The sequence below is a fragment of the Pseudomonas sp. dw_358 genome, assembly GCF_018449655.1.
GTDB lineage: Bacteria > Pseudomonadota > Gammaproteobacteria > Pseudomonadales > Pseudomonadaceae > Aquipseudomonas.
Genome location: NZ_JAAVUX010000001.1, coordinates 75290 through 101469 on the forward strand (window position 1 = coordinate 75290; position 26180 = coordinate 101469).

Below are 26180 nucleotides of genomic sequence, written 5' to 3' on the forward strand. Positions count from 1 at the left end.
GCCGCCATGAGCCCTGAGCCAGAGCCCTCGATCAATGAAATCGATGCGGGGTCGAGAGAATCAGAACGACCGCACCGGTGCGCGGTCCCTAGCTTTACAAGATGATTCAACCTGCAGGAGCTGCCCTATGCACGACAAACATTCATTGCCGGCGATGCTCGACAAACTCTATGAAAACCAGCTGGCGCTGGCCGCCGCGATCGAAGAGCTGGCCCTGTGGATCGAGGTCCGCGCCGACGACGCCGACGTCGCGGGCAATGTGCGCAGTGCACTGGATACCCTGGACCGCAATGCCGACTTCATCAACGAGACCATCGGCCAGTTGCGCACCGAGTTGGTGTTGCAGCATCAGGCCGAGAGGGTGGGCGCCCCCGACGCTCCGTTGCTGCCTTAATAGCCCTGCCAGCCCAATATCTGCTCGACACTGCTCTGTGCCGGCCGGCCGTAGAACTTCAATAGTTCGGCGGTGCGGTTGGTGAAGATCCCGTCAACGCCCGCGTCCATCAGCTTCTGAAAATCCTCTGGCTCGTCGGCGGCATAGACGTGCACCAGCAGGCCCTTGTCGTGGGTCAGCTGATTCATCCACGGCTGGGCAAGGTCCATATAGCTCTGCTCACCGCCGTGGATGAGTGCGGCGCCAGGCCCCGTGCCCACGGCGCCCCCCGCCTTGGCGATGTCCAGCCAGCGCTCGAATTCGGCGCGATCCCTCGGTTGCTGGCTGGCGTAGTACGCCGCCTTGTCCCTGGCCCCGGACTCGGCGAAGGTCACGCTGGACTGCGGCTCGATACTGCCCTCCCCGACCCACAACAAGAGCACCTTCGGCACCTGAGGCATCTCCTTGTTCAGCAGGACCAGGCTGTCCTTGTCGAAGGTCTGAAGCACAACCTTGTGCGTGCCTTGCAACCATCCACGGGCTTTGAGCACGTGCTTGAGGTCGCGCTCGATGCCGGGAAACTGTTTAGGCACCTTGGTCTCGATATATAGCCCGGGCCGGTGGGCCGGATTGCCCTCGGCGATGTCGATCACCTGATCGAGGGTCAAGATGTGCAGCTTGTCGAACGCCGGCCGCGCCCGGTCTGGATGCGCCACGTTGAACCAACTGCCGGCGTCGAGGGTTTTGAGCTCCGCCAGGGTGAAATCGCTGACCGGCTTGTCCTTGCGTTCCGGAAACTTGCGGGCCACGTCCGTGGTGCGCTCCAGGGTATCGTCATGCAACACGATCAAGACCCCGTCGCGGGTGCGCTGCAGGTCCATTTCCAGGTAGTCGGCACCCAGCTCGCGGGCCAGCAGGTAGGAGGCTCGTGTGGACTCGGGTGCGTCGAAAGATGCACCGCGATGGGCGATCACCGCCGGCCTTGGAATGCCCGCACGCTCAGCGAGGGTGGCCGGATCTTCCGCCCGCGAAACGTCAAGACCGCTGGCCAGCAGCAAGGCGCCGACCCCCAGGTGTTTGCTCCAGTGTGCCGACATGCGTACTTCCTTTGAATGGGCCGTGGACAAGGTTCGCCAGCAGCATAGTCGGCGCGCCGCATGACAGCGATGTGTCCCATGCTAAAGTCGCCGCCTGAATCATTGCCGGATAGCTGAAACTCACTATGGATCTTGATCGACTGGATGCCAGCCTCGCCCCTTGGCGCACTCTGCAGGGCACCGAGCGCTGCACCGGACTGCTGATGGGCAACGGCGCCAGCCGGGCTGTATGGCGCAATTTCGCCTACGACTCGCTGTTCGAACGCGCGCAGAAAGTGCGCAACAAACCACTGGGGCAAACAGACCTGGCGCTGTTCCGCTCGCTGACCACCCAGAGCTTCGAGCAAGTTCTGGCCAGCCTCAACAGCACGGTGCGGGTCAATGCGGCGCTGGCGATCGGCTCGACATCGCCTCTTAATCGCTATTACGCCATCAAGGAAGCCCTGATCCACGCCATTCGCAGCGTGCATATCCCCTTCCAGCGCGTACCGGATGCCACCCTGACCGCCATCAACACCGAGCTGCGGCGCTACTCAACGGTGTACAGCAGCAACTACGATCTGTTGTGTCACTGGGCAGTGATGCAGGCGCCCGAGGGTTTTGCCGATGTGTTCCATGAGGACAACGGCTTCGATCAGCGCCACCCGCCCCAGGCGGCACATCGGGTGCTCTACCTGCATGGTGGCCTGCACTTGCTGAAGAATGTCGATGGCAGCAGCCGCCAACGGCTGGCCAGCGGCAGCGCGCTGCTGGACGGGTTTGCGATCAATACACCGGGTGACGTCCCGCTGTTCGTCAGCGAAGGACCCAGTGAAGACAAGCTGCGCAGCATTCGCCACAACGATTATTTGAGCTGGTGCCACGGCGAACTGGCCCGGCATGTCGGCGGCCTGTGCCTGTTCGGGCACAAGCTCAATGCGGAGGATGCGCACATCATCGATGCGCTGCGCCAGGCGCGGCCCGAATATCTGGCCATCGGTATTTTCCCGCTCAGCGATGCCTGGGTGATCAGCCAGAAGCGCCATTACGCGACGCTGTTCGAGGGGCTGGGCGTAGAGATCGCGTTTTTCGACGCCACCAGTCATCCGTTGGGGCTGCCGGAATTGAATGTGCCAGTGCCGGCGGTGGCAGGCAAGAAACGCAGGTAGGACCGAGCTTGCTCGGGAAATCAACATTGCGAAACATCTGACGCAACGCGGGGCGGGCTCCCGAGCCAGCTCGGCCCTACAGGGAACCCGCCAGTCTTCAGCCCAACAGCCCATCCCCGCGCAACAACACTTCCAGGCAATGCTCCTGAATCCCGTAGAAGGCCTTCAATTCCTCGATCCGTCCCAGCAACACCGCCGGATCTTCAGGCTGAGCGCGCTTGACCGCCAGAATCATCTTGTTCTTGTTGGTGTGCTCCAACGAAATAAACTCGAACACCTTGGTCTCATAGCCACAGGCCTCCAGGTACAACGCGCGCAGGCTGTCAGTGACCATCTCTGCCTGCTGCCCCAGGTGCAAACCATATTGCAGCATCGGCTTGAGCAAGGCCGGGCTCTGGATCTGCAGGCGGATCTGCTTGTGGCAGCACGGCGAGCACATGATGATCGCCGCGCCCGTCCGGATACCCGTGTGGATGGCGTAGTCGGTCGCAATATCGCAGGCATGCAGGGCGATCATCACGTCGATGGCGCTGGGCACCACCGTGCGCACGTCGCCGTGTTCGAAAACCAGCCCCGGGTTCTCCAGGCGCGCGGCTGCGCTGTTGCACAGGCTGACCATGTCGGCCCGCAACTCGACGCCGGTGACCTGGGCCTGGCGTTGCAAGGTGTTGCTCAAATAGTCATGGATGGCGAAGGTCAGATAGCCCTTGCCCGAGCCGAAATCCGCCACGCGCACCGGCTGCTCGTCGGCGAGTCCGGCACTGGCGAAGGCATGGGAAAACACCTCGATGAACTTGTTGATCTGCCTCCACTTGCGCGACATGGCCGGGATCAGTTGCTGCTGGGCATCGGTCACGCCCAAGTCACGCAGAAACGGCCGGGACAGCTCCAGGTAGCGCTTTTTCTCGCGGTCATGGGCACCCGCCGTTGGCGCCTCGAGGGCCTGTTGCAGTGCGTTGCGGTGCAGCACCGGCTTGCCCTTCTTGCTGAATTCCAGTTGCAGCTCGTCGGTCAGGGTCAGCAGGTGCGCGTTGCGAAAGCTCTCGGGCAACAGCGTGGCGATCAGCCCCTGGGCCTCTTCCAGCCCCAGGTTCTTGGTGATGTCACGGGTCTTGTAGCGATAGACGAAGGACAGGCAAGCCTGCTCCTTGACCGTCACCCGCTTGATGATCAGACGTTGCAGCTCGGCTTCACTGCCGGCATAGCGCGCCAGCACCAGCTTGAGAAAGGCGTTTTGCTGCAGGCTGGTGTCGAGCAGGGCAAGAAAATCGGCAAGCGGATCACGCACCAGGCGAGCTGAAACTGACATCGACCAAACACCTCTGAAAGCGGGCGAGACCCGCAAACCCGGCAGTTTAAAGCAAAGCCTCGGGGAATTTGCCCAATTTCGACCAACGCCGCGCAGGCTGGCGGTTGCAGTCACTTCATGGGATAGGCTAAAAGAGGCCCTGTAATTTTTCTGACAGCACCCGCTCATCCCACTTCGGCTGGCCGTTTTCCCCAACGCTGTGGCCAGCCTAGAGAAAACCATAAATGAAAAGACTTTCCGCGCTCGCCGTTCTGGTCAGCCTGGCCGCCCTTCCGGCCTTTGCTCAAACCCCGCCGTCGCCGCTCAAAAGCAAAGAAGTATTCATCCGCGATTTGATGCAGCGCATGACCCTGCAAGAGAAGATCGGCCAACTGCGCCTGATCAGTATCGGTCCGGAAATGACCAAGCCGCAAATTCGTCAGGAGATCGCCGCCGGCAACATCGGCGGCACCTTCAACTCGGTCAGCCGCGACGAAAACCGGCCGATGCAGGACGCTGCCCTGCGCAGCCGCCTGAAGATTCCGATGTTTTTCGCCTACGACGTGATCCACGGCCACCGCACCATATTCCCCATCAGCCTGGGCCTGGCGGCCAGCTGGGACATGGACGCCATTGGCCTGAGCGCGAAAGTTGCCGCCCAGGAAGCCGCCGCCGACAGCATCGACATGACCTTCGGCCCCATGGTCGACATTTCCCGTGACGCCCGCTGGGGCCGTACCAGCGAAGGCTTCGGCGAGGACACCTACCTGGTGTCGCGCATCGCCAAGGTCATGGTGGATGGCTTCCAGGGCAATGACCCGGCCGCACCCGACCACGTCATGGCCGCCGTCAAGCACTTCGCCCTCTACGGCGCGGTCGAGGCCGGCCGCGACTACAACGCCGTGGACATGAGCCCGGTGCGCATGTACCAGGATTACCTGCCGCCCTACCGCGCCGCCCTGGATGCCGGCGCCGGGGGCGTGATGGTGGCGTTGAACTCGATCAACGGCCAGCCGGCCACGTCCAATAAATGGTTGATGCAGGATCTGTTGCGCAAGGACTGGGGCTTCAAGGGCGTGACTATCAGCGACCACGGCGCCATTCTCGAACTGGTCAAACACGGTGTGGCCGCCGACGGCCACGAAGCGGCGAAGCTGGCGATCAAGGCTGGCATCGACATGAGCATGAACGACAAGGTCTATGGCGAGCAGCTGCCCAAGCTGCTGGCCTCCGGTGAAATCCAGCAGCGCGACATCGACAACGCGGTGCGTGACGTGCTCGGCGCCAAATACGACATGGGCCTGTTTGCCGACCCGTACCGGCGCATCGGCAAGGCTGTGGATGATCCGGCCGATATCAATGCCGAAAGCCGTCTGCACCGCGAGGCTGCCCGCGACGTCGCACGCAAGACCCTGGTCCTGCTGAAGAACGACAACCACACCCTGCCGCTGAAGAAACAAGGCAGCATCGCCCTGATCGGCCCGCTGGCCAACGCCCCCATCGACATGATGGGCAGCTGGTCGGCTGCCGGCATCCCGGAACAGTCGGTGACCGTGCTGCAGGGCCTGCGCGATGCCGTGGGTGACAAGGCGAAGATCCTCTACGCCAAAGGCGCCAACGTCAGCGATGACCCACGGGTACTGGCGTTCCTCAACCACATCATACTCGACCGCAAGGAAGTGGAGATTGATCCGCGTCCGGCCGCCGACATGATCGCTGAAGCCGTGAAGGTCGCGCAGAGCGCCGATGTGATTGTCGCCGCCGTGGGCGAGTCGCGGGGCATGTCCCATGAGTCGGCCAGCCGTTCGACCCTGGACATCCCGGCCCCGCAGCGCGCGTTGCTTGATGCCTTGAAAGCCACTGGCAAGCCATTGGTGCTGGTGCTGATGAACGGCCGTCCGCTGGCCCTGGAGCCTCAGCTGCAGCAATCTGACGCGCTGCTGGAAACCTGGTTCGCCGGCACCGAGGGCGGTCATGCCATCGCCGATGTTCTGTTCGGTGACTACAATCCGTCCGGCAAGCTGCCGATGACCTTTCCACGTTCGGTGGGCCAGGTGCCGGTGTATTACAACTACCTGAGCATCGGCCGCCCGTTCGTTCCGGGCGAGCAGCCCAACTACCGCTCGCAGTACTTCGACCAAGAGCCGGGGCCGCAACTGCCGTTCGGTTACGGGCTAAGCTACACCGACTTCAAATTGTCGGACATCACCCTCTCCAGCCCCACCATGAAGCGCGGCGGCACGCTGGAGGCCAGCGTGACCCTGAGCAACACCGGCGAGCGTGACGGTGCCACCGTGGTGCAGTTGTACCTGCGTGACGTGGCCGCATCCCTGGCCCAGCCCGTCAAGCAACTGAAGAACTTCCAGAAAGTCATGCTCAAGGCCGGTGAGTCCCGCACCTTGCACTTCACCCTCAGCGAAGATGACTTGAAGTTCTACAACAGCCAGCTCAAATATGCCGACGAGCCGGGGCAGTTCCTGGTGCAGATCGGCCTGGATTCGGCCGACGTCAAGCAACAGAGCTTTGTCCTTCAGTAACCCGGCCTGACCGACGAAGGCCGCTGAACGGCCTTCCGTCGGATCACCCTCAAGCTTGCCCCTGTGCCGTCGATGACGCTATCGAGCTTTCGATAACAACAATCTCGCCCCGCACAGGTGCTCCTTATGTTCAGAACCATCCAGGCCCGCTATACGCTATTCCTGCTTCTTTTCATGCTGGTGTTGCTGGCGCTGACCGTGGTCGGCATCAGCCAACTGGTCGCGCCCAAGTTAAGCGCCACTGAAGAGCAGGTCGCACTCAACCGCGTGGGCGAAGTGGCGGACCAGATCAAGGGCGAACTCAATAAAGTACAGGCCCAGCAACGCAGTATTACCCAGACCATTCCTCTGCTCGACAGCGATGCCATCGACGTGGTGTTGCCAGGCCTGGTGGACCAGTACGGCGAATTGAAAGTGTTCGGCGGCGGTATCTGGCCACTGCCCAACCAGCGCGCACCTGGACGCAACAAGTACAGCACCTTCTGGCACCGCGACGCCTCCGGCAAGCTGGCGGTGAACACCTTTTGGAACAGCGACGCCGCGCCCAACTATTACGACCAGAGCTGGTACAAGGGCGGCCTTGCCACTCCGGCCGGCCAATGCGCCTGGGCCGCCGCCTACAAGGACGACGCCAGCGCCGAACCGCGTACCAACTGCGCCATGAGCATTCTCAAGAATGGCGCGCCTTACGGCGTCTCGACCATCGACGTGACCCTGGGTTTCTTCAATGACCTGGTAGCCCGCAAGGAGAAAGACCTGAGCGCTGAAATGCTCATCGTCGAGGGCGACGGCAAGATCATCAGCAACACCACTCACATCAACAGCCCGATCGTGCTGAAGAACATCTCCGAGCTCGCCGGCAGCGTGCCGTTCGCCGCCCAGTTGCAGGCCGCCATGGCCCGCCGCGACCAGGGCCCGCAGCGCGCGGAGTTCGATAACGCGGGCACCACCAGCGTGTTCTTCCTGCGCAGCATCGAAGGCACGCCGTGGTACCTGGCCACCGCACTGCCCAAGTCGCTGCTGACCGCGCAGCGCGACGACGTGCTCAAGACCCTGGGCTGGTTGCAGATTCCGCTGGTGATCCTGCTGGTGCTGTTGCAAGTCTTCGCCATCAGCAAGCTGACTCAGCGCCTGCGCACACTCAAGCTGAATATCGATGCGCTGTCGGCCGGGGATGCCGACTTGACCAAACGCATTATCATTCGCGCCGAGGATGAAGTGGGCGCGATCGGTCATTCGGTGAACAAGTTCATCGGCTACCTGCAGAATCTGATCGGCGAGGTCAACGATGCCACCGGCGCCATGGCTTCAAGCCTGGACGCGCTGCAACGCACCTCCCAGCAGACCAGCGAGATTCTGGTGCGCCACGCCTCGGAAACCGACCAGACCGTGACAGCCATCAACGAAATGAGCTCGACGGCGGAAAACGTCGCGCAGAATGCTGCCGAAACCGCCGAATTCACCCAACGCGCCAACGAGCACGCCGACCGCTCGCGGATCATCGTCAGTGAAGCGTCCAACAGCGTGGTCGCCCTGGTGGACGAAGTGGCCAGCGCCACGGCCAAGGTCGAAGGCATGCAGCAGGATGCCCAGCGCATCACCGAAACCCTGGGCGTGATCGGTGCCATTGCCGGGCAGACCAACCTGCTGGCCCTGAACGCAGCCATCGAGGCGGCGCGGGCGGGCGAACAAGGGCGAGGCTTTGCCGTTGTCGCCGATGAGGTACGCGCCCTCGCCGCCCGCACTCAGGCAAGCACCAGCGAGATCAACGAGGTCCTCGGCCGCCTGACCCGCGGGGTGATCACCTCGGTGACCGCCATGGAACAGACCCAGGCCAGCTGCCAGTCGGCAGCCGACGCCACTGCACGGGTCAACTCCGGGCTGGACGAGATGGCCAGCTCGGTGGGGCAGATCAATAACCTCAGCACCCAGATTGCCACCGCCGCCGAGCAGCAAAGCGCCGTGACCGAAGAAATCAACCGCAGCATGGTGCAGATCCGTCACATGGTCGACGAGCTGTTGCGCAGTGGTGAAGCCAGTGACAGCAATACCCGGGATCTGTTGGCGGCCAATGGGCGGGTGAGCAGCTTGATGAAGCGGTTTCGCGTGCGGTAACGGCTCGACCAATAGCTGCAGGACCGAGCCTGCTCGGGAATTCAACGAGGCGGTGTATCCCGTACATCGCAGGGTGGTGTTCCCGAGCAAGCTCGATCCTGCACAAGACCCCGGACGACGCAGTCCGGCAGGATAGCGCTACACTGGCCCTTTCCATGACCAGGACCTGCCTCCATGCCGGACGAAATCCATTTCTACGAACCCTCCAAGGGCCACGGCCTGGCCCACGACCCGTTCAATGCGATCGTCGGGCCGCGGCCCATTGGCTGGATTTCGTCCCAGGACGTTCAGGGCCGGCTCAACCTGGCGCCTTACAGTTTTTTTAATGGTTTCAACTACATTCCGCCGATCATCGGTTTCTCCAGCGTGGGCCGCAAAGACAGCCTGAACAACATCGAGAAGACCGGCGAGTTCGGCTGGAACCTGGCCACCCGGCCCCTGGCCGAAGCGATGAATCAGAGCTGCGCGGCCGTCAGCCCCGACGTCGACGAGTTTGTCCTCAGTGGGCTGACGCCGGTAGCCTCGCGCATCATCGCAGTGCCGCGCGTCCAGGAAAGCCCGGTGTCATTTGAATGCAAGGTCACCCAGATCATCCAGCTCAAGCGCGCCGATCAGCAACCGGTACCCAGCTGGCTGGTGCTAGGTGAAGTGGTGGCCGTGCACATCGCCAGCTGGTTGCTCAAGGAGGGCGTCTACGACACCGCCGCCGCCGAGCCGATTCTGCGCGGGGGCGGCCCGGCGGATTACTTCCAGCTGGGCGAAGAGGCCAAGTTCAAGATGTTCCGCCCCAAATAGGCCCCGTCTTTCAGGCCCAGATCAGTTCGCCGTCGCTGTCGACATTGCGCAACGCTTGCAGCCGGTCGCTGGCGGCCTGATCAGCCTCGTGAGCCTTGCCGAAGTGTTGCCCATCGAGAATCTTGTGGAAGCGCGGCGCGCCGCCGTCCACCAGCGCCTTGACGGCGATGGCGGCACTGTAGCCGCCGTCACCGGGGACCACCGCCGATACGGCTTCAAATTGTTCGAAAACCTTGCGTGCCATAAACAGTATCAACCCGGCCAGTTCAATGAAGGACCCCTATTCTAACCGGCCCGCTGCTGCTGCAACATGGCCTGGCTGGCGTTGACGTTTTCGAAGGTGTGCAGATCCAGGCTGCTGACCAGCAAATCCTGCACCACGTCGCTGAAGATCTGCATGGCCGGCGAAGCGAAGTAATCGCTCATGGCTTCCTGGCTGCTCCAAAACCCGGTGATCAGCCACAGGCTATCGTCACAGTGGCTATGTTGCAGGGCAAAATGCAGGCAGCCAGGGGCGTGTCTTGAAGGTTCGAGCAGGCAGACCAGGCGCTCGCCCAGCGCGGCCGAATAGCCGGGACGAGCCCGGACAAAGGCTGAATGACTGACCATCATGTGTTGAGTCATGTTCTGCACTCCTGAAGCGGGTGCCGAAGAAAGCCTGGTTCCCCGCGAACCAGGCAGGCTCTCCGACAGGTACAGAGATTAACCGGCGGCTGCCGGGTTCGTTAGCCGATTCCTGTCGAACGCTTGCCTGATTCTGCAAGCGCGGGCTCGCTGCGGCTAACGATGGGGGACGAAGACCCGTGTTTTTGTGCAAGTCTGCTGACAATAATTGCCCTGAAACAGCGACCGCTCGTACCGCCCGGCAGAATCAGGCAAGCCGGGAGCAGTATCCGACTACCCTGCTGGCTTGCATGATCGTACGATTGGCTCATCCCGCACGGAGCTTGACCATGACCCAGCTCGACCCCTTGCCCGCCTCTCGTTTATCGACCTCGCTGGACTTGCAGCGGGTCGAGCTGGCCGATCTGATTCGCCGCCACGTCACGCTGGAAGGCTGCCTGAAGACTGCTATCGACCCCTTGCATCTGGTGCGTTACGACCACTGCACTCAGTCCTTCCCGGCACTGGCCCAACCAGCCCTGTGTATCCTCGCCCACGGCAGCAAGCAAGTGCAGCTGGGCGATGAGCGCTATATCTATGACCCTTTGAATTTCATGGTGGTCTCGGTGGCGATGCCCATCAGCGGGCGCATTCTGGAAGCCAGCCCGGACGACCCCAGCCTGTCGGTGCGACTGGACATCGATCCGGCCGAAATCAATGCGCTGATCGCCGAAGCCGGGCCCTTGGGCGTGCCGGCGCGGCCGACGGGGCGCGGGCTGTACGTCGAGGCCATGGACGGGCCGCTGCTGGACGCGGTGTTACGGCTGGTGCGGCTGCTGGACACCCCCAAGGACATCGCCATGCTGGCGCCCTTGGTGCGTCGGGAAATTCTTTATCGCCTGCTGCGTGGGCAGCAGGGTCATCGGCTGTATGAAATCGCTGTGGGCAATAGCCAGACCCATCGGGTCAGCCGGGCGATCCAGTGGCTCAACAGCCACTTTCACGAACCGCTGCGCATCGATGAGCTGGCCCGTGAGGTCAACCTCAGCGTGTCCACCCTGCATCACCGATTCAAGGCCGTGACGTCCATGAGCCCGTTGCAGTATCAAAAGCAATTGCGCCTGCAGGAAGCCCGGCGTCTGATGCTCAACCAAGGGCTGGAAGCCTCGGCGGCAGGCTATCAGGTGGGCTACGAAAGCCCGTCACAGTTCAGCCGCGAGTACAGCCGTCTGTTCGGCGCCCCGCCGTTGCGCGATCTGGCTCGGTTGCGCCAGACGGTCTAGCCGGCCTCGCGAAAAGCGCTGGGCGAGACGCCGGCCAGGCGCCGGAAAAACCTGGAGAAGTAGGCCGGATCGCCAAACCCCAGGGTCTCGGCCAACTGCGCCACCGTCATGTTGGTGTAGATCAGACAGCGCTTGGCTTCGAGCAACTGGCGCTGATGAATGATCTGCAACGCCGACTGGCCCGCCAGCTCGCGGCAGATGCTGTTCAGGTGAGCGACCGAAATACCGATGCCATGAGCCATGACCTCGACGCTGCCATGGCTGCGAAAATCGCGCTCCACGCGCTGCATGAATTGGCTTAGATACGCCTGGCTGCGCCCGGGTATCTGACCGGCCGCCCGTCCCTTGAGCACCTGCCGTCCGACCCATACCAAGGCGGCGCCAACCAAGGCATGCAACAACACATCCCGCGCTGGCTGGTCGCTCTGGTACTCCAGCTGAATCGCCGAAAAAAGCCGGTTCAGGTAGGCGCGGTCAGCGCTCACCGGGTAGCTGGCTGGCCGCGCGAAGACCGCCATGGCCGGGCCCATCTGTGCCTGCAACTGACTGACCAGCGGCGCGGCCAGTGTCAGCACATAGCCGTCGATGTCTTCGGAAAAATGGAAGCCATGCACACACAACGGCGGCACCACCTGCACCGCCGAGCGGGTGATCAGTTGACGCTGGCCTTCGATGTCTATTTGAGCCTGACCGCGGTGCACATACAGCAACTGATACAGGTCGGCGTGCCGATGCGGCTGAATCTCCCAATGGTGCAGGCGGCTGCGCTTGGGAATGGTCTCGCAATGCAGCAGGTCGGGCGTCGGCCAGGCCAGCCCTTCGCCGTATAACTTGAACACTGGAATGCGGGACGCGACGGGCTGGGTCAAAGTGGTTCTCCGCGGACAGGGCCTGTTCGCTAATCGCACAAATAAGCGAAAAGTACCGGCTAATACGTTGAAACGGCCTTCAATTCAGGGCTCTTGAAGCGAAAAATGCAAGGCATACCAACTATAAAACCCGTGAGACAATAATAATGAAGACGCAAGTCGCAATCATCGGTGCCGGCCCGTCCGGGCTACTGCTCGGCCAATTGCTGCACAAAGCCGGGATATCCAACGTCATTCTCGAACGCCAAACCCCTGACTACGTGCTCAGCCGCATCCGCGCGGGCGTGTTGGAACAGGGCATGGTCGACTTGTTGCGCAAGGCGGGCGTCAACCAGCGCATGGACCGTGAAGGGCTGGTGCACACCGGCTTTGAGCTGGCCGTGCAGGGCCGTCGTGTGCACATCGACCTGCAGGGCCTGACCGGCGGCAAGACGGTGATGATCTACGGCCAGACCGAAGTCACCCGCGACCTCATGGAGGCCCGCGAGGCCTGCGGCGCCTTTACCGTGTATGGCGCGAGCAACGTGCAGCCCCACGATATGAAGACCGACAGCCCCTGGCTCAGCTACGAGCAAGACGGCGAAACCCTGCGCCTGGACTGCGACTACATTGCCGGTTGCGATGGTTTTCATGGCGTGGCGCGTCAGGCCATTCCGGCCGAGTCGCTGAAAACCTTCGAACGGGTGTACCCCTTCGGCTGGCTGGGAATTCTCGCCGATACCCCTCCGGTCAATGAAGAGCTGGTATACGCCACCCACGAACGGGGCTTTGCGCTGTGCAGCATGCGCTCGGCCACGCGCACCCGGTACTACGTGCAGGTGGATGCCGAGGAAAAGGTCGAGGACTGGTCCGACCAGCGCTTCTGGGACGAACTCAAATCGCGCCTGCCCGCCGACCTTGGCGCGCGCATGGTCACCGGCCCCAGCATCGAGAAAAGCATCGCCCCGCTGCGCAGCTTCGTGGTGGAACCGATGCAGTACGGCCGGATGTTTCTGGTGGGCGATGCCGCGCACATCGTGCCGCCCACCGGCGCCAAGGGCCTCAACCTGGCGGCCAGCGATGTCAGCACCTTGTTCGACATTCTGCAGAAGGTCTATGCCGACGGCCGTACCGACCTGCTGGAAAAATACTCGAGCATCTGCCTGCGCCGAGTGTGGAAAGCCGAACGCTTCTCCTGGTGGATGACGTCGATGTTGCACCGCTTCCCGGAGGCCGATGACTTCACCCGGCGCATCCAGCAGACAGAGTTGGATTACTTCATCGAGTCAGCAGCAGGCCGGCAGACCATTGCCGAGAACTATGTCGGCCTGCCGTATGAAATTGTCCAGTAGGCAGCTAAATAGCTAGCTAATGAAGTAAACTGCGCGTCATTCGATCTGCGACCTAATGTCGCTGCCCCATGACACGTCAGGCCTGCCCGTGACCCACCTCAATCAACCTGCCCCGGCCATCCGCAGCGTGCTGGTCGCGCTGATGCTGGCGATCTTCCTTGGCGCGCTGGACCAGACCATTGTGGCTGTCTCCTTGCCGGCCATCTCGGCACAGTTCAACGATGTCGAGCTGCTGGCCTGGGTGATTTCCGGGTACATGGTGGCGATGACCGTGGCGACCCCGGTCTACGGCAAACTCGGCGACCTGTATGGCCGGCGCCGCATGATCCTGTTCGGCACCAGCCTGTTCACCCTGGCCTCGCTGTTCTGCGGCATGGCCCAGAGCATGGAGCAACTGGTGCTGGCGCGGATTCTTCAAGGGATCGGCGCCGGCGGCATGGTCTCGGTCAGCCAGGCGATCATCGGCGACATCGTGCCGCCCCGCGAGCGCGGGCGCTACCAGGGTTATTTCAGCGGCATGTATGCCTTGGCGAGTGTGCTCGGCCCGGTGCTGGGCGGCGTCATGACAGAGTATGTGTCGTGGCGCTGGGTGTTCTGGATCAACTTGCCGCTGGGCCTGTTCTCCTGTGCCTACATCCAGATCAAGCTGGCCGGCCTGCCGATCCCCAAGCGCACGCCGGTCATCGACTACCTCGGCACGCTCCTGATGATCCTCGGGCTGGGCAGCCTGCTGCTGAGCATCACGCAGCTGGGCCAGGGCCATCACCTGGTCGACCCGCAGGTCTGCGGCCTGTTCGCCTTGGCGGTGCTGGCGCTGATGGTGTTTGTCTGGCACGAGCGGCGCTTTCGCGAACCCTTGCTGCCGATGAAACTCTTCACCGTTCCGGCGGCGGTGCTCAGTTGGCTCGCGGTGTTCTTCACCGCCTTTCAGAGCATCGGTCTGAGCGTGATCATGCCGCTACGGTTTCAAACCGTGACGGGCGCTGGAGCGGATTCGGCGGCCTTGCACCTGTTGCCGTTGGCCATCGGCATGCCGATCGGCGCGTTCTATGGCGGACGCCGCACGTCGCAGACCGGCCGCTACAAGCCGATCATCCTGGCGGGTGCTGCAATCCTGCCGTTTGCCATTGTCGCTGCGGCCTACAGCCCGCCCGACAACGCCTGGGCCAGCGGGGTATTCATGCTGATGATCGGCTGCGCCTGCGGGTTGCAGTTTCCGACCTCGCTGGTGGGCGCGCAGAACGCGGTACAACCCCGGGACATCGGCGTGGCCACCAGCACCCTGGCGCTGTTCCGATCACTGGGCGGCGCGGTGGGCGTCGCCTGCCTGTCGGCGCTGTTGCTGGCGATGCTGCAGGGCTTGAACCTGCCGTCCAATCACACCGGCGGCAACGCCCTGCTGTCGAGCCTGAACACCAGCGCCGGTGCGGCACAGGCGCCATTGCGCATCGAGTTGAGTTTGATCTTTCGCCACCTGTTGTTGGCCAGCGCGGTGATTTCGCTGGCAGGGTTGGCAGTGGCCATCGCGTTGCCTGACAAGTTGCTGCGCGGTCGGGAATAGCCAGCATCGGCCGAGTTCGCCAGGTCCGGAGACTGCGACAGATCAGCGCACCTAAATGAATAGTTAGTCGGCTAACTATTAAATTGTCATGAGGCTGTAGATAATACTGGGTAGAACGTCATGATCCGACAGCCTGTGATTGACGGCCAGAGAAACTAACTGTTACAGCAATCAGTTGCGCAGTGCAGGACTCAGGCGCAGCATATCGAGCCCTGCATCGACGCAGCGCTCGGCCTCATGGAAGAGGTCATGGGTTTCAGGGATCAGCAGCCACTGGCCAATGACCCCATCGATATAAGCATGCAGAGCAATGGCTGCGCGGTACGGGTCAAGGTCGTGCGGAAGCTGCTGGCGATTCATCGCATTGCTCAACGACAATTCTATGCGCATATTGCACTCCACGGCCGCCGAATGGCGTTGCCGGCGCAGGTCGCACATTTCATTGGTGAACTCGCACTTATGAAACAAAATTTCATTGATCCGCCGTATCTTCGGGTCTGTTGCAATCTGCTGAAACAAATGCACCAGCAGTATGCGAAGACAGCCCAGCGGATCGAGTTCGTCCTCGCTCTCGCTGGCCCGGGCCAAGGCGTCCAGGGGTTCGTTCAGACGATCAAGCATGGCCTGAAACAGATCGGCCTTGTTGCTGAAGTGCCAATAGATTGCACCCCGGGTCACCCCGGCCAGCGTCGCGATATCGGCAAGCGTCGTACGCGCCACGCCACGCTCGTGGAACGCATTTTCAGCGGCCTCGAGTATCTGGCTGCGCGTTTCCAGAGCTTCCTCTTTGGTACGACGGACCATGGCAGTCAACACCTCAATCAATTCACGAATACAGCGGTAGAACGGAGCGGCGATTCTTTGACCTGTCTCCGGGCTCAAGCCTCGACGGTGAAGGCCGCAGGCAAACGATAACGGGTGTTTACAAACAGCCGTGAATGTAAGTATATTCGTTAGTAAGCTACTTATCTAGTCGAATCAATTTTCCCGTCTTTCCACTATTCTTGAGCGTCCCCCGCTCCTGACCCGAGGATCTTCATGCAATTCAAGCCAGCTGTTACCGCTCTGGTATCCGCCGTCGCCCTGGCAACCTTGCTCAGTGGCTGTAAGAAGGAAGAAGCTGCGGCTCCGGCCGCGCCACCTCCTCAGGTCGGCGTCGTGACCCTCCATCCACAGTCGTACACCTTGACCACAGAGCTGCCGGGGCGCACCACTGCCTTCCGCGTGGCCGAAGTGCGACCACAGGTCAACGGCATCATTCTCAAGCGTCTGTTCACCGAAGGTGGTGACGTCAAGGAAGGCCAGCAGCTCTACCAGATCGACCCGGCGGTCTACGAGGCCACCGAGGCCAACGCCAAAGCCAATCTGGAAGCCGCCAAATCGCTGACCGACCGCTACAAGCAGTTGATCGCCGAACAGGCCGTCAGCCGCCAGGAATACGACACGGCGCGCTTCACTCAACTGCAGAACGAAGCGACCCTGCGCAACGCGCAGATCAACGTGCGCTACACCAAGGTGATGGCGCCGATCTCGGGCCGTATCAGCCGCTCCGCCGTGACCGAAGGTGCCCTGGTCAGCGATGGCCAGAGCACTGCCTTGGCAACCATAACCCAGCTTGATCCGATCTACGTCGACGTGACTCAATCGTCCGTGGAGCTGCTCAAGCTGCGCAATGAACTGGCCAGCGGTCAATTGCAGAAAGCTGGCGCCAACGCCGCCAAGATCAAGCTGACCCTGGAAGACGGCAGCGAGTACGCACAGGAAGGCACCCTGGAATTCCAGGAAGTCTCGGTCGACCAGACCACCGGTTCCGTGACCCTGCGGGCCCGCTTCGCCAACCCGGATCACCAACTGCTGCCGGGTATGTTCGTGCACGCCAAGCTGGAAACCGGCGTCGCCGCCAAAGCGATCCTCGTGCCTCAGCAAGGCGTCACCCATGACATCAAGGGCGAACCGACGGCGCTGGTCGTGAACAAGGACAACAAGGTCGAGCTGCGTGAACTCAAGGCCACGCAAACCGCCGGTAACGACTGGCTGGTGGACTCGGGCCTGGGCGACGGCGACCGCGTGATCACTGAAGGCCTGCAGTTCGTCAAACCGGGCGTTCAGGTCAACCCGTCCGAGGCGACCAACGTCCAGAAAGCGAACGCTACGCCCGCCGCAGGCACCACGAGCGGCCAAGGGAAGTAAACCATGTCGAAATTTTTTATCGACCGTCCCATTTTCGCTTGGGTGATCGCGCTGGTGATCATGCTGGTGGGGGCGCTCTCGATCCTCAATCTACCGATCAACCAGTACCCGGCGATCGCACCGCCGGCCATCGCCATCCAGGTGACCTACCCAGGTGCGTCGGCTCAGACGGTCCAGGACACCGTGGTCCAAGTCATCGAGCAGCAGCTCAACGGCATCGACAACCTGCGTTACGTCGCTTCGGAGAGTGATTCCGACGGCACCATGGTGATCACCGCCACGTTCAACCAGGGCACCAACCCGGACATCGCCCAGGTCCAGGTGCAGAACAAGCTCAACCTGGCCACCCCACTGCTGCCGCAAGAAGTGCAGCAACAGGGTATCCGCGTGACCAAGGCGGTAAAAAACTTCCTGCTGGTCATCGGCCTGGTCTCGGAGAACGGCAACTTCACCAAGGACGACCTTTCCAACTACATCGTGTCGAACATCCAGGACCCGATCTCGCGCACCAACGGTGTGGGTGACTTCCAGGTATTCGGTTCGCAGTACGCGATGCGCATCTGGCTCGACCCGGCCAAGCTGAACAACTATCAGCTGAACCCGGGCGATGTGACCGATGCGATTTCGGCACAGAACGTCCAGGTGTCGTCCGGCCAGGTGGGTGGTTTGCCAGCCGTCAAAGGCCAGCAACTCAACGCCACCATCATCGGCAAGACCCGTCTGCAGACCGCCGAGCAATTCAAGAACATCCTGCTCAAGGTCAACGCCGACGGTTCGCAAGTGCGCATTCGCGACGTCGCCGACGTGGCGCTGGGCGGCCAGACCTACGCGGTCGACGCGCAGTTCAACGGCAAGCCGGCTTCCGGTATGGCGATCAAGCTGGCCCCGGGCGCCAACGCCCTGGATACCGCCAAGGCGATCCGCGCCACCGTCGCCACCCTGGAACCCTTCTTTCCGCCTGGCATGAAGGTCGTGTATCCGTACGACACCACGCCAACGGTCAAGGAATCCATCCATGGTGTGGTTGAAACCCTGATCGAAGCGATCATCCTGGTGTTCCTGGTGATGTACCTGTTCCTGCAGAACCTGCGGGCCACCATCATCACCACCATGACTGTTCCCGTCGTACTGCTGGGTACCTTCGGCATCCTCGCGGCCGCCGGCTTCACCATCAACACCTTGACCATGTTCGGCATGATCCTGGCCATCGGTCTATTGGTGGACGACGCCATCGTCGTGGTGGAGAACGTCGAGCGGGTGATGGCCGAAGAGCACATGTCACCCAAGGAGGCCACACGCAAGTCGATGGGGCAGATCCAGGGGGCACTCGTCGGTATCGCCATGGTGCTCTCGGCAGTACTGCTGCCGATGGCCTTCTTCAGCGGTTCCACCGGTGTGATCTACAAGCAGTTCTCGATCACCATCGTGTCGGCCATGGCCCTCTCGGTGTTCGTGGCCCTGGTGTTCACCCCGGCGCTCTGTGCCACCCTGATCAAGCCGATCAAGGAAGGCGAGCACGGCCAACCGAAGAAAGGTTTCTTCGGCTGGTTCAACCGTCGCTTCGACAGCGGTGTGAACCACTACGCGAGCGGCGTGCAGAAGATCGTGACGCACCGTATACCTGCGTTCCTGGTCTACATCTGCATCGTTGCCGGCATGGTCTGGATGTTTACCAAGATCCCTACCGCGTTCCTGCCCGATGAAGACCAGGGCGTGATCTTTGCCCAGGTGCAGACCCCGCCCGGCTCCACCGCCGAGCGTACGCAGCAGCAACTGGATAAGATGCGCGAGTACTTCCTGGACAACGACAACGGCGAAGGCAAGGCCGTGGGTTCGGTGTTCAGCGTCAACGGCTTCAACTTCGCCGGTCGTGGCCAGAGCTCGGGCCTGGCGTTCGTCCTGCTCAAGCCATGGGGCGATCGTGACGCCTCGACCATGAGCGTATTCAGCGTGGCCAAGCGGGCGCAGCAGAAATTCGCCAGCTTCCGCGACTCCATGATGTTTGCCGTGGTTCCGCCTTCGGTACTGGAACTGGGTAACGCCACCGGTTTCGACTTCTTCCTGCAGGATCAGGGTGGCGTCGGCCACGAGAAACTGATGGAAGCGCGCAACCAGTTCCTTGGCATGGCGGCACAAAGCAAGATCCTCGCGGGCGTGCGGCCCAACGGGCTCAGCGATGAGCCGCAGTACCAACTGGTGATCGACGACGAACGTACCCGTGCCCTGGGTCTGTCCATCGCCGACATCAACACCACCGTTTCCACGGCGCTGGGCAGTAGCTACGTCAACGACTTCATCGACCGCGGTCGGGTCAAGAAGGTCTTCGTGCAAGGCATCGCCAGCGCCCGCATGACCCCGGAAGACTTGAACAAGTGGTATGTGCGCAACTCCTCGGGAACCATGGTGCCGTTCTCCGCCTTTGCCAGCGGCAAATGGATCTACGGCTCGCCCAAGCTTGAGCGTTACAACGGTGTCGCCGCAGTGGAAATCCTCGGTACCCCGGCACCGGGCTACAGCACCGGTCAAGCCATGGACGAAGTCGAAGCTCTGGCCAAGAAGTTGCCGGCAGGTATCGGTTATTCGTTCACCGGCCTGTCCTACGAGGAGCGCCTGTCAGGCTCCCAGACGCCAGCGCTGTACTCGATCTCGATCCTGATGGTGTTCCTGTGCCTGGCGGCACTGTATGAAAGCTGGTCGATCCCGATCGCGGTTATCCTCGTGGTGCCGCTGGGTGTGATCGGTGCACTGGCGGCCACCATGTTGCGCGGTCTGTCCAACGACGTGTTCTTCCAGGTGGGCTTGTTGGTGACGGTAGGTCTGGCGGCGAAAAACGCCATTCTGATCGTCGAGTTCGCCAAAGAACTGCATGAACAGGGCAAAGGCATCGTCGAAGCGGCGGTGGAAGCCTGCCGCATGCGTCTGCGTCCGATCGTGATGACCTCCATGGCCTTCATCCTCGGCGTGATCCCGCTGGCCATCTCCACCGGCGCCGGCTCGGGCAGCCAGCACGCCATCGGTACCGGCGTGATCGGCGGCATGTTGACGGCGACCACCCTGGCGATCTTCTGGGTCCCGATGTTCTTCGTGGCCGTGACGTCATGGTTCGGCGGCAAGAAGAAAGACGATTCAGATCACGCTCACACTACACACGATGAGGCTGGCCAATGAGCAAGTCACTGTTGACCCTTGCGGTCTCTGCCATCGTGCTCGGCGGCTGCTCGCTGATTCCCGACTACAAGCAGCCCGTCGCGCCCGTGGCGGCGCAGTACCCGCAAGGCCCGGCGTACTCGCCGGCCCAGGCGGCCAATGTGGCCGCCGCCGAACAAGGCTGGCGCCAGTTCTTCCACGACCCGGCACTGCAACAGCTGGTGCAGGAATCGCTGCAGAACAACCGCGACCTGCGTGTCGCCGCCCTGAATGTCGAGGCCTATCAGGCGCAGTTCCGCATTCAACGTGCAGACCTGTTTCCGACAATCAACCTGCAAGCCTCGGGTGATCGTCAGCGCGTTCCAGCCGACCTGTCGCAGACAGGAAAAGAAGGCATCAGCAGCCAGTACACCGCCAATGCTGGCCTGGCCTCGTACGAAATCGACCTGTTCGGCCGCATTCGCAGCCTCAGCCAGCAGGCCCTGGAAGTGTACTTCTCCAGTGAAGAAGCGCGCCGCTCCACCCAGATCAGCCTGGTGGCCAGCGTGGCCAATGCCTACCTGACCTGGCAGGCCGATCAGGCACTGCTGAAGCTGACCCAGGACACCCTCAAGACCTACGAGGACAGCTTGCGGTTGACCTCGCGCAGCACCGACGTCGGTGTGTCCACGGCGCTGGACCTGGCCCAGGCCCGTACCCAGGTTGAAACCGCGAAGATCAGCCTGGCGAAGTACACCCGTCAGGTCGCTCAAGACGTCAACAGCCTGGTGTTGCTGGTCGGGGCGCCATTGCCGGCGAACCTCGGACAGCCACAGTCGCTGGACGGCGACCTGTTGGCCGAAGTACCGGCTGGCCTGCCTTCGGATCTGTTGACTCGGCGCCCGGATATTCTCGAAGCCGAGCACAACCTGAAAGCGACCAACGCCAGTATCGGTGCGGCACGCGCAGCCTTTTTCCCGCGCATCGAACTGACCGCCAGTGGCGGCGTGGGCAGCTCGCAACTGGGAGATCTGTTCCGCAGCGGTCAAGGTACCTGGGAGTTCTCGCCGAGTATCACCTTGCCGATCTTCACCGCTGGCAGCCTGAAAGCCAGCCTGGATTACTCGAAAATCCAGAAAGACATCAACGTTGCGAACTACGAGAAAGCCATCCAGACCGCCTTCCAGGAAGTCTCCGATGGCCTGACCGCTCGCAAGACCTATGTCGACCAGCTGCAAGCACAGCGTGACAACGTTCAGGCCAACCAGGATTACTACCGCCTGGCTGAACGGCGTTACCGCATCGGGATCGACAGCAACCTGACCTTCCTCGATGCACAGCGCTCACTGTTTGCTGCTCAGCAATCGGCTATCACTGACCGCCTGGCTCAGCTGACCGCCGAGGTCAATCTGTACAAGGCACTGGGGGGCGGCTGGTATGAGCGCACCGGCGACGCGAAAAATGCCGGCCCGACCGGAACGCCAAAAGGCTGATTCCTGAGCCCTGCAAAAAAAAACTCACCTTCGGGTGAGTTTTTTTTTGTCCTGCCGATAACCCTTCCGTAGCTGCTGAAAAATAAACATTCCTTCACGTTTTGGTTTGGAAACGTAACAAACTGTGTTTAGATGAAACTAACGGACTGGTTAGTGTTCGCTTATCGCCCACTTCAAGGTGCGACGAATTGAATCACCGGTGGCAAGCAAGCAAGATCGCCCCACACGACCAGCCGTGAGCATTGAAGCCAGCTAGCGTTCGTATTCCAACCAAAACCAATAAAAACAGGTTCGCGCCATGTCCACACAAGCACCTCGTCTGTTGCCATCCCTGATCGCCCTCGCTATCGCCAGCAGTGCCTTGCCCGCTTTCGCCGACGGCGCCAGCAGCGGCGGGTTTCTGGAAGACGCGAAAGTCAATCTCAACCTGCGTAACTTTTACTTTAACCGCAACTACGAGCGTTACGGCGGCACGGCAACCACCCAGCGCAACACTCGCGGCCAAGCGGCCGAATGGACCCAGGCGTTCATTCTGGATGCGAAATCAGGCTTTACCCAAGGCACCATCGGCTTCGGCGTCGACGTGCTGGGCCTGTTTGCACAGAAACTCGACGGCGGTGGCGGCACCTACGGCACCCAACTGTTGCCTGTGCACGACGGCAACCAACCCGCTGACAACTTCGGTCGCCTGGCGGTCGCCGGCAAGGCCAAGATCTCCAAGACCGAACTGAAGATCGGTGAATGGGCACCGGTGCTGCCGATTCTGCGAATCGACGATGGTCGTTCTTTGCCGCAAACCATGAAGGGTGCGCAGATCACCTCCAAGGACATCGACAACACCACGCTGTACCTCGGCCAGTTCCAGGCCAACAGCCAGCGTAACGATGCCAGCATGGAGCACATGTCGCTGAACAACGCCGACAAAGTGGTACACGGCAGCCCGACCGTCTACGGCAAGAACTTCAACTTTGCCGGTGTCGAGTACACCTTCAACGACAAGCACACCCTCCTCGGCGCCTGGTATGACCAGTTGACCGACGTCTACCACCAGCAGTACTACCAGGTCCTGCACTCGCAGCCTCTGCCTTGGGGCCTGACTGCTGGCGCCAACCTGGGCTATTTCGTGGGTAACGGCGACGGTGAAGACCGTGCTGGCGACCAGGACAACCGCACCATGTCCGGTCTGTTCTCCCTGAAGTACGGCTTCAACACCTTCTTCGTCGGCCTGCAGAAAGTCATGGGCGACGCCAACTGGCAGCGCATCAGCGGCACCAGCGGCGGCACCCTGGCGAACGACAGCTACGGCTGGAGTTATGAACTCAAGGGCGAGAAGTCCTGGCAGCTTCGCCACGACTACGATTTCGCCGGCTGGGGCATTCCGGGCCTGACCCTGATGAACCGCTTCATCGAAGGTACCAACGTCCATCTGGGCACCGAGACCGACGGCGAAGACCGTGGTCGCGAGACCGAAGTGGCCTATGTGTTCCAGAGCGGCACGTTCAAGAACCTCAGCGTGCGGTGGCGCAACTCCACCCTGCGTCGCAACTATGGCGACGCTACGCCGGTCAACAGCAGCTTCAACGAAAACCGTTTCATCGTTCAGTACCCGATCTCGATTCTGTAATCGTTCGGTACCGTTCAACTCTCGAATTTTTAGCCCGCGCAAGCGGGCTTTTTTTTGCAGCCGATTTGCACTGAATCTTTGCAGGACCGGGCTGGCTCGGGAGGCTTCCCGAGCCAGCCCGGTCCTGCAGAAGTGACAGCTACTCCCGCGACTCGACGCCCAACTCATCCCACACCGATTCAGCCAGGTGGAAGGTGGCATTGGCCGCCGGGATCCCGCAATAGATCGCGCTCTGCATCAGCACTTCCTTGATCTCTTCACGGGTCACGCCGTTGTTGGCGGCCGCGCGCAGGTGCAGCTTGAGCTCCTCGGCGCGGTTCATGCCGATCAGCATGGCAATGGTGATCAGGCTGCGGGTGTGCCGTGGCAGGCCCGGGCGGGTCCAGATGTCGCCCCAGGCGTGACGGGTGATCATCTCCTGAAACTCGGAGTTGAACTCCGTCAGGTTCGTCAAACTGCGGTCAACGTGGGCTTCGCCCAGTACGGCACGGCGTACTTTCATGCCTTCGTTATAGCGTTCTTTTTCGTCCACAACGTATTCCTCGGGGATGGGCTCAATGATTGGCCGTCAGGAAATCGATCACGCGCTGGCTGAACGGCGCGCCGATTTCGACGTTGGACAGGTGCGCCGCGTGGAACTGCGCATACTCGGCACCGTTGACATGTTCCTCAATGAAGTGCCCGCCGGCCGGCGGCGTTACGGCGTCTTCAGTGCCAGCTATGACCAACGTCGGGGCTTTGATCATGCCCAGATGCTCACGGAAGTCGGCATCGCGTACCGCGCCGCAGTTGGCGGCATAGCCTTCGGGCGAGGTCGCGGCCAGCATGTCGGTGATGCGCTTGGCCTGATCAGGATGCGCCGTGGCGAAGCCGGGGGTGAACCAACGTGCAATGGAGGCATCACGCAGCGCGACCATGGCCGCAGCGCCGTCACGCAGAACGGTTTCGATGCGCGGGTTCCACACGTCCGGGCCGGCGATCTTCGCGGCGGTGTTGCACACCACCAGCTTGTGCAGGCGCTGGCCAGCATGGATACCCAGCCACTGACCGATCAGGCCGCCCATGGACAAGCCGCAGAAGTGCACACGGTCCAGCTGCAAGGCGTCCAGCAAGGCCAGCACGTCCCGCCCCAGTTGCTCGATGCTGTAGGGCCCCGGTGTCACCAAAGACTGACCATGGCCACGGGTGTCGTAGCGCAACACCTGGAAGTGCTGAGTGAAGGCCTCGATCTGCGTGTCCCACATGCGCAGGTCGGTGCCCAGCGAGTTGGACAGCACCAGGACCGGTTTGCCAGCGGCGCCATCAATTTGATAGTTCAGTTCGCCCTCGGCGAGTTGTACACGAGCCACGGCAGTCTCCTTAGACGCTCAGACGGGAATGTTCGGCCAGCGCGCGCTCAACCCAGACTTTCGCCTGGCCAAGGTAATTCGCCGGATCCAGCAGCCGGTCCAGCTCATCGCTGGAGAGTTCGGCGGTGACTTTGGGCTCGTCACCGAGCACCGCGCGCAAGTGCCGCTTTTCAGCCACCGCGCGTTTGCAGCATTGTTCGAGCAAGTGGTGCGCAGCGTCGCGGCCCAGGCGCTGGGACAGGACAATGCTCACCGCTTCGGCCAGCACCAGCCCTTGGGTCAGGTCGAGGTTGCGCAGCATGCGCTCGCTGTCCACTTCCATGCCCCGGGCAATCAGCAGGGCCTGTTGCAGCGCTCCCGACACCAGGCAGCAGATCTCGGGCAAGGTTTCCCATTCGGCATGCCACAGGCCCAGGCTGCGTTCATGCTCCTGAGGCATGGCCGAGAACAAGGTCGACAACAGGCCCGGCACACGGGTCGCGGCACCGATCAACACGGCAGCGCCCACTGGGTTGCGTTTGTGCGGCATGGTGGACGAACCGCCCTTGCCCGGCGCCGAAGGTTCAAAGACCTCCCCGGCTTCGGTCTGCATCAACAGGCTGATGTCACGGCCAATCTTGCCCAGCGTACCCGCCACCAGGCCCAGCACCGCGCCGAACTCCACCAGTCGATCACGATGGGTGTGCCAGGGTTGCTCGGGCAACTCCAGCTCAAGTTCTTCGGCCAAGGCTTCGGCCACGGCCAAGGCATTGTCACCGAGCGCTGCCAAGGTGCCGGACGCCCCGCCGAACTGCAGCACCAGCAGGCGGGGTTTGAGTTCCTGCAACCGCTGACGGCTACGGTTCAACGCCGCCAGCCAGCCGGCGATCTTCATGCCCAAGGTCACGGGCGTTGCGTGTTGCAGCCAGGTGCGTCCAGCCAGTGGGGTCAGCGCATGGTTTTGCGCCTGTTCGGCCAAAGAGTTGGTCAGGGCGAGCAAATCACCCTCGATCAGGTCCAGGGCATCGCGCAATTGCAGCACCAGTCCGGTGTCCATGACATCCTGACTGGTAGCGCCCAGATGCACATGGCGCTCGGCCCCGGCATCGCTGGCGGCGATCTGTTTGCCGAGCATCTTCACCAGCGGAATGGCCGAGTTGCCGGCGCTGGCGATGGCCTCGCCGAGCAGTTCGAAATCGTACTGCCAGGCGTCACAGGCCGCTTCGATAGGCCCTACCGCTTCTTTGGGGATGACCCCGACACGGGACTCGGCGCGCGCCAGCCCCGCTTCGAAATCGAGCATGCCTTGCACGCGGCCGCGGTCGGAAAAAATCTCGCGCATGTCACGCGAGGTGAAATAGGCATCGAACAACTGGTTGTCCGGGCGTTCGCTCATGGTCACTCCTCAAGGGCCCGCAC

21 protein-coding genes are annotated in these 26180 nt (G+C 61.8%); 12 read left to right on the forward strand and 9 right to left on the reverse strand.

All coding sequences use genetic code 11. The features are described from left to right. The first annotated feature begins 127 nt into the window (after positions 1 to 127). Entirely contained in the window at positions 128 to 394 is a 267-nt protein-coding gene (locus HB675_RS00375; RefSeq protein WP_256737439.1) for a hypothetical protein, read from the forward strand. Here the strand turns inward: HB675_RS00375 and HB675_RS00380 are convergent. Next, complete coding sequence (locus HB675_RS00380) at positions 391 to 1470, reverse strand: glycerophosphodiester phosphodiesterase (protein WP_213875106.1); 1080 nt, start codon at positions 1468 to 1470, stop codon at positions 391 to 393. The genes HB675_RS00375 and HB675_RS00380 overlap by 4 nt on opposite strands. A gap of 125 nt (positions 1471 to 1595) precedes the next feature. Between HB675_RS00380 and HB675_RS00385 the strand changes: the two genes are divergently transcribed. Continuing rightward, the gene (locus HB675_RS00385; protein WP_213875107.1) at positions 1596 to 2618 is read left to right on the forward strand and encodes a DUF4917 family protein; all 1023 of its coding nucleotides are present in this window, start codon (positions 1596 to 1598) and stop codon (positions 2616 to 2618) included. A 97-nt stretch (positions 2619 to 2715) separates the two neighbouring features. Here HB675_RS00385 and HB675_RS00390 read toward each other — a convergent pair whose 3' ends face one another. Further along, complete coding sequence (locus HB675_RS00390; protein WP_213875108.1) at positions 2716 to 3927, reverse strand: SAM-dependent methyltransferase; 1212 nt, start codon at positions 3925 to 3927, stop codon at positions 2716 to 2718. A 224-nt stretch (positions 3928 to 4151) separates the two neighbouring features. Here HB675_RS00390 and bglX point away from each other — a divergent pair, with 224 nt between their 5' ends. From bglX to HB675_RS00405, 3 genes are all read left to right on the forward strand, one after another. Next, positions 4152 to 6443: a beta-glucosidase BglX gene (gene bglX / locus HB675_RS00395; RefSeq protein WP_213875109.1), complete on the forward strand. Its 2292-nt coding sequence runs from the start codon at positions 4152 to 4154 to the stop codon at positions 6441 to 6443. A 126-nt stretch (positions 6444 to 6569) separates the two neighbouring features. Continuing rightward, complete coding sequence (locus HB675_RS00400) at positions 6570 to 8558, forward strand: methyl-accepting chemotaxis protein (protein WP_213875110.1); 1989 nt, start codon at positions 6570 to 6572, stop codon at positions 8556 to 8558. Between the two features lie 174 nt (positions 8559 to 8732). Continuing rightward, positions 8733 to 9353, forward strand: a complete 621-nt coding sequence (locus HB675_RS00405; RefSeq protein WP_213875111.1) for a flavin reductase family protein — start codon at positions 8733 to 8735, stop codon at positions 9351 to 9353. A gap of 10 nt (positions 9354 to 9363) precedes the next feature. Here HB675_RS00405 and HB675_RS00410 read toward each other — a convergent pair whose 3' ends face one another. Then, the gene (locus HB675_RS00410) at positions 9364 to 9597 is read right to left on the reverse strand and encodes a hypothetical protein (protein WP_213875112.1); all 234 of its coding nucleotides are present in this window, start codon (positions 9595 to 9597) and stop codon (positions 9364 to 9366) included. Positions 9598 to 9638: 41 nt separating this feature from the next. Beyond that, positions 9639 to 9977, reverse strand: a complete 339-nt coding sequence (locus HB675_RS00415) for an antibiotic biosynthesis monooxygenase family protein (RefSeq protein ID WP_213875113.1) — start codon at positions 9975 to 9977, stop codon at positions 9639 to 9641. A 329-nt stretch (positions 9978 to 10306) separates the two neighbouring features. Here HB675_RS00415 and HB675_RS00420 point away from each other — a divergent pair, with 329 nt between their 5' ends. Beyond that, the gene (locus HB675_RS00420; RefSeq protein WP_213875114.1) at positions 10307 to 11239 is read left to right on the forward strand and encodes an AraC family transcriptional regulator; all 933 of its coding nucleotides are present in this window, start codon (positions 10307 to 10309) and stop codon (positions 11237 to 11239) included. Here the strand turns inward: HB675_RS00420 and HB675_RS00425 are convergent. After that, positions 11236 to 12108 carry a helix-turn-helix domain-containing protein gene (locus HB675_RS00425; protein ID WP_213875115.1) on the reverse strand — a complete coding sequence of 291 codons (873 nt, stop codon included), beginning with the start codon at positions 12106 to 12108 and terminating at the stop codon, positions 11236 to 11238. The two genes, HB675_RS00420 and HB675_RS00425, sit on opposite strands and share 4 nt — an antisense overlap. Positions 12109 to 12254: 146 nt before the next feature. On the opposite strand from HB675_RS00425, the gene pobA reads away from it, so the two are divergent. Beyond that, a complete protein-coding gene (gene pobA / locus HB675_RS00430) occupies positions 12255 to 13439 on the forward strand; it encodes a 4-hydroxybenzoate 3-monooxygenase (RefSeq protein WP_213875116.1) in 1185 nt (394 codons plus the stop codon). Positions 13440 to 13527: 88 nt separating this feature from the next. Continuing rightward, the gene (locus HB675_RS00435; RefSeq protein ID WP_213875117.1) at positions 13528 to 15000 is read left to right on the forward strand and encodes an MFS transporter; all 1473 of its coding nucleotides are present in this window, start codon (positions 13528 to 13530) and stop codon (positions 14998 to 15000) included. A 171-nt stretch (positions 15001 to 15171) separates the two neighbouring features. Here the strand turns inward: HB675_RS00435 and HB675_RS00440 are convergent, their stop codons facing one another. Next, positions 15172 to 15804: a TetR family transcriptional regulator gene (locus HB675_RS00440; protein ID WP_213875687.1), complete on the reverse strand. Its 633-nt coding sequence runs from the start codon at positions 15802 to 15804 to the stop codon at positions 15172 to 15174. A 234-nt stretch (positions 15805 to 16038) separates the two neighbouring features. Here HB675_RS00440 and HB675_RS00445 point away from each other — a divergent pair, with 234 nt between their 5' ends. The 4 genes from HB675_RS00445 to HB675_RS00460 all read left to right on the forward strand — a co-directional run bounded on the left by HB675_RS00445 (position 16039) and on the right by HB675_RS00460 (position 23433). After that, positions 16039 to 17190: an efflux RND transporter periplasmic adaptor subunit gene (locus tag HB675_RS00445; protein WP_213875118.1), complete on the forward strand. Its 1152-nt coding sequence runs from the start codon at positions 16039 to 16041 to the stop codon at positions 17188 to 17190. A gap of 3 nt (positions 17191 to 17193) precedes the next feature. Next, positions 17194 to 20358 (forward strand): efflux RND transporter permease subunit, encoded by a 3165-nt coding sequence (locus tag HB675_RS00450; protein ID WP_213875119.1) that lies wholly within the window; start codon positions 17194 to 17196, stop codon positions 20356 to 20358. Further along, complete coding sequence (gene adeC / locus HB675_RS00455) at positions 20355 to 21809, forward strand: AdeC/AdeK/OprM family multidrug efflux complex outer membrane factor (RefSeq protein WP_213875120.1); 1455 nt, start codon at positions 20355 to 20357, stop codon at positions 21807 to 21809. Before HB675_RS00450 ends, adeC begins: the two co-directional genes overlap by 4 nt. A gap of 298 nt (positions 21810 to 22107) precedes the next feature. Beyond that, a complete protein-coding gene (locus HB675_RS00460; protein WP_213875121.1) occupies positions 22108 to 23433 on the forward strand; it encodes an OprD family porin in 1326 nt (441 codons plus the stop codon). A gap of 139 nt (positions 23434 to 23572) precedes the next feature. On the opposite strand, the gene pcaC is transcribed toward HB675_RS00460, so the two are convergent. Genes pcaC through HB675_RS00475 form a run of 3 tightly spaced genes read right to left on the reverse strand, consistent with a single transcriptional unit; the run spans position 23573 to position 26157 of the window. Then, the gene (gene pcaC / locus HB675_RS00465) at positions 23573 to 23965 is read right to left on the reverse strand and encodes a 4-carboxymuconolactone decarboxylase (RefSeq protein WP_213875122.1); all 393 of its coding nucleotides are present in this window, start codon (positions 23963 to 23965) and stop codon (positions 23573 to 23575) included. Between the two features lie 22 nt (positions 23966 to 23987). Beyond that, positions 23988 to 24782, reverse strand: a complete 795-nt coding sequence (gene pcaD / locus HB675_RS00470; RefSeq protein ID WP_213875123.1) for a 3-oxoadipate enol-lactonase — start codon at positions 24780 to 24782, stop codon at positions 23988 to 23990. 10 nt (positions 24783 to 24792) lie between these two features. Further along, the gene (locus HB675_RS00475) at positions 24793 to 26157 is read right to left on the reverse strand and encodes a 3-carboxy-cis,cis-muconate cycloisomerase (RefSeq protein ID WP_213875124.1); all 1365 of its coding nucleotides are present in this window, start codon (positions 26155 to 26157) and stop codon (positions 24793 to 24795) included. Positions 26158 to 26180: the final 23 nt, after the last annotated feature.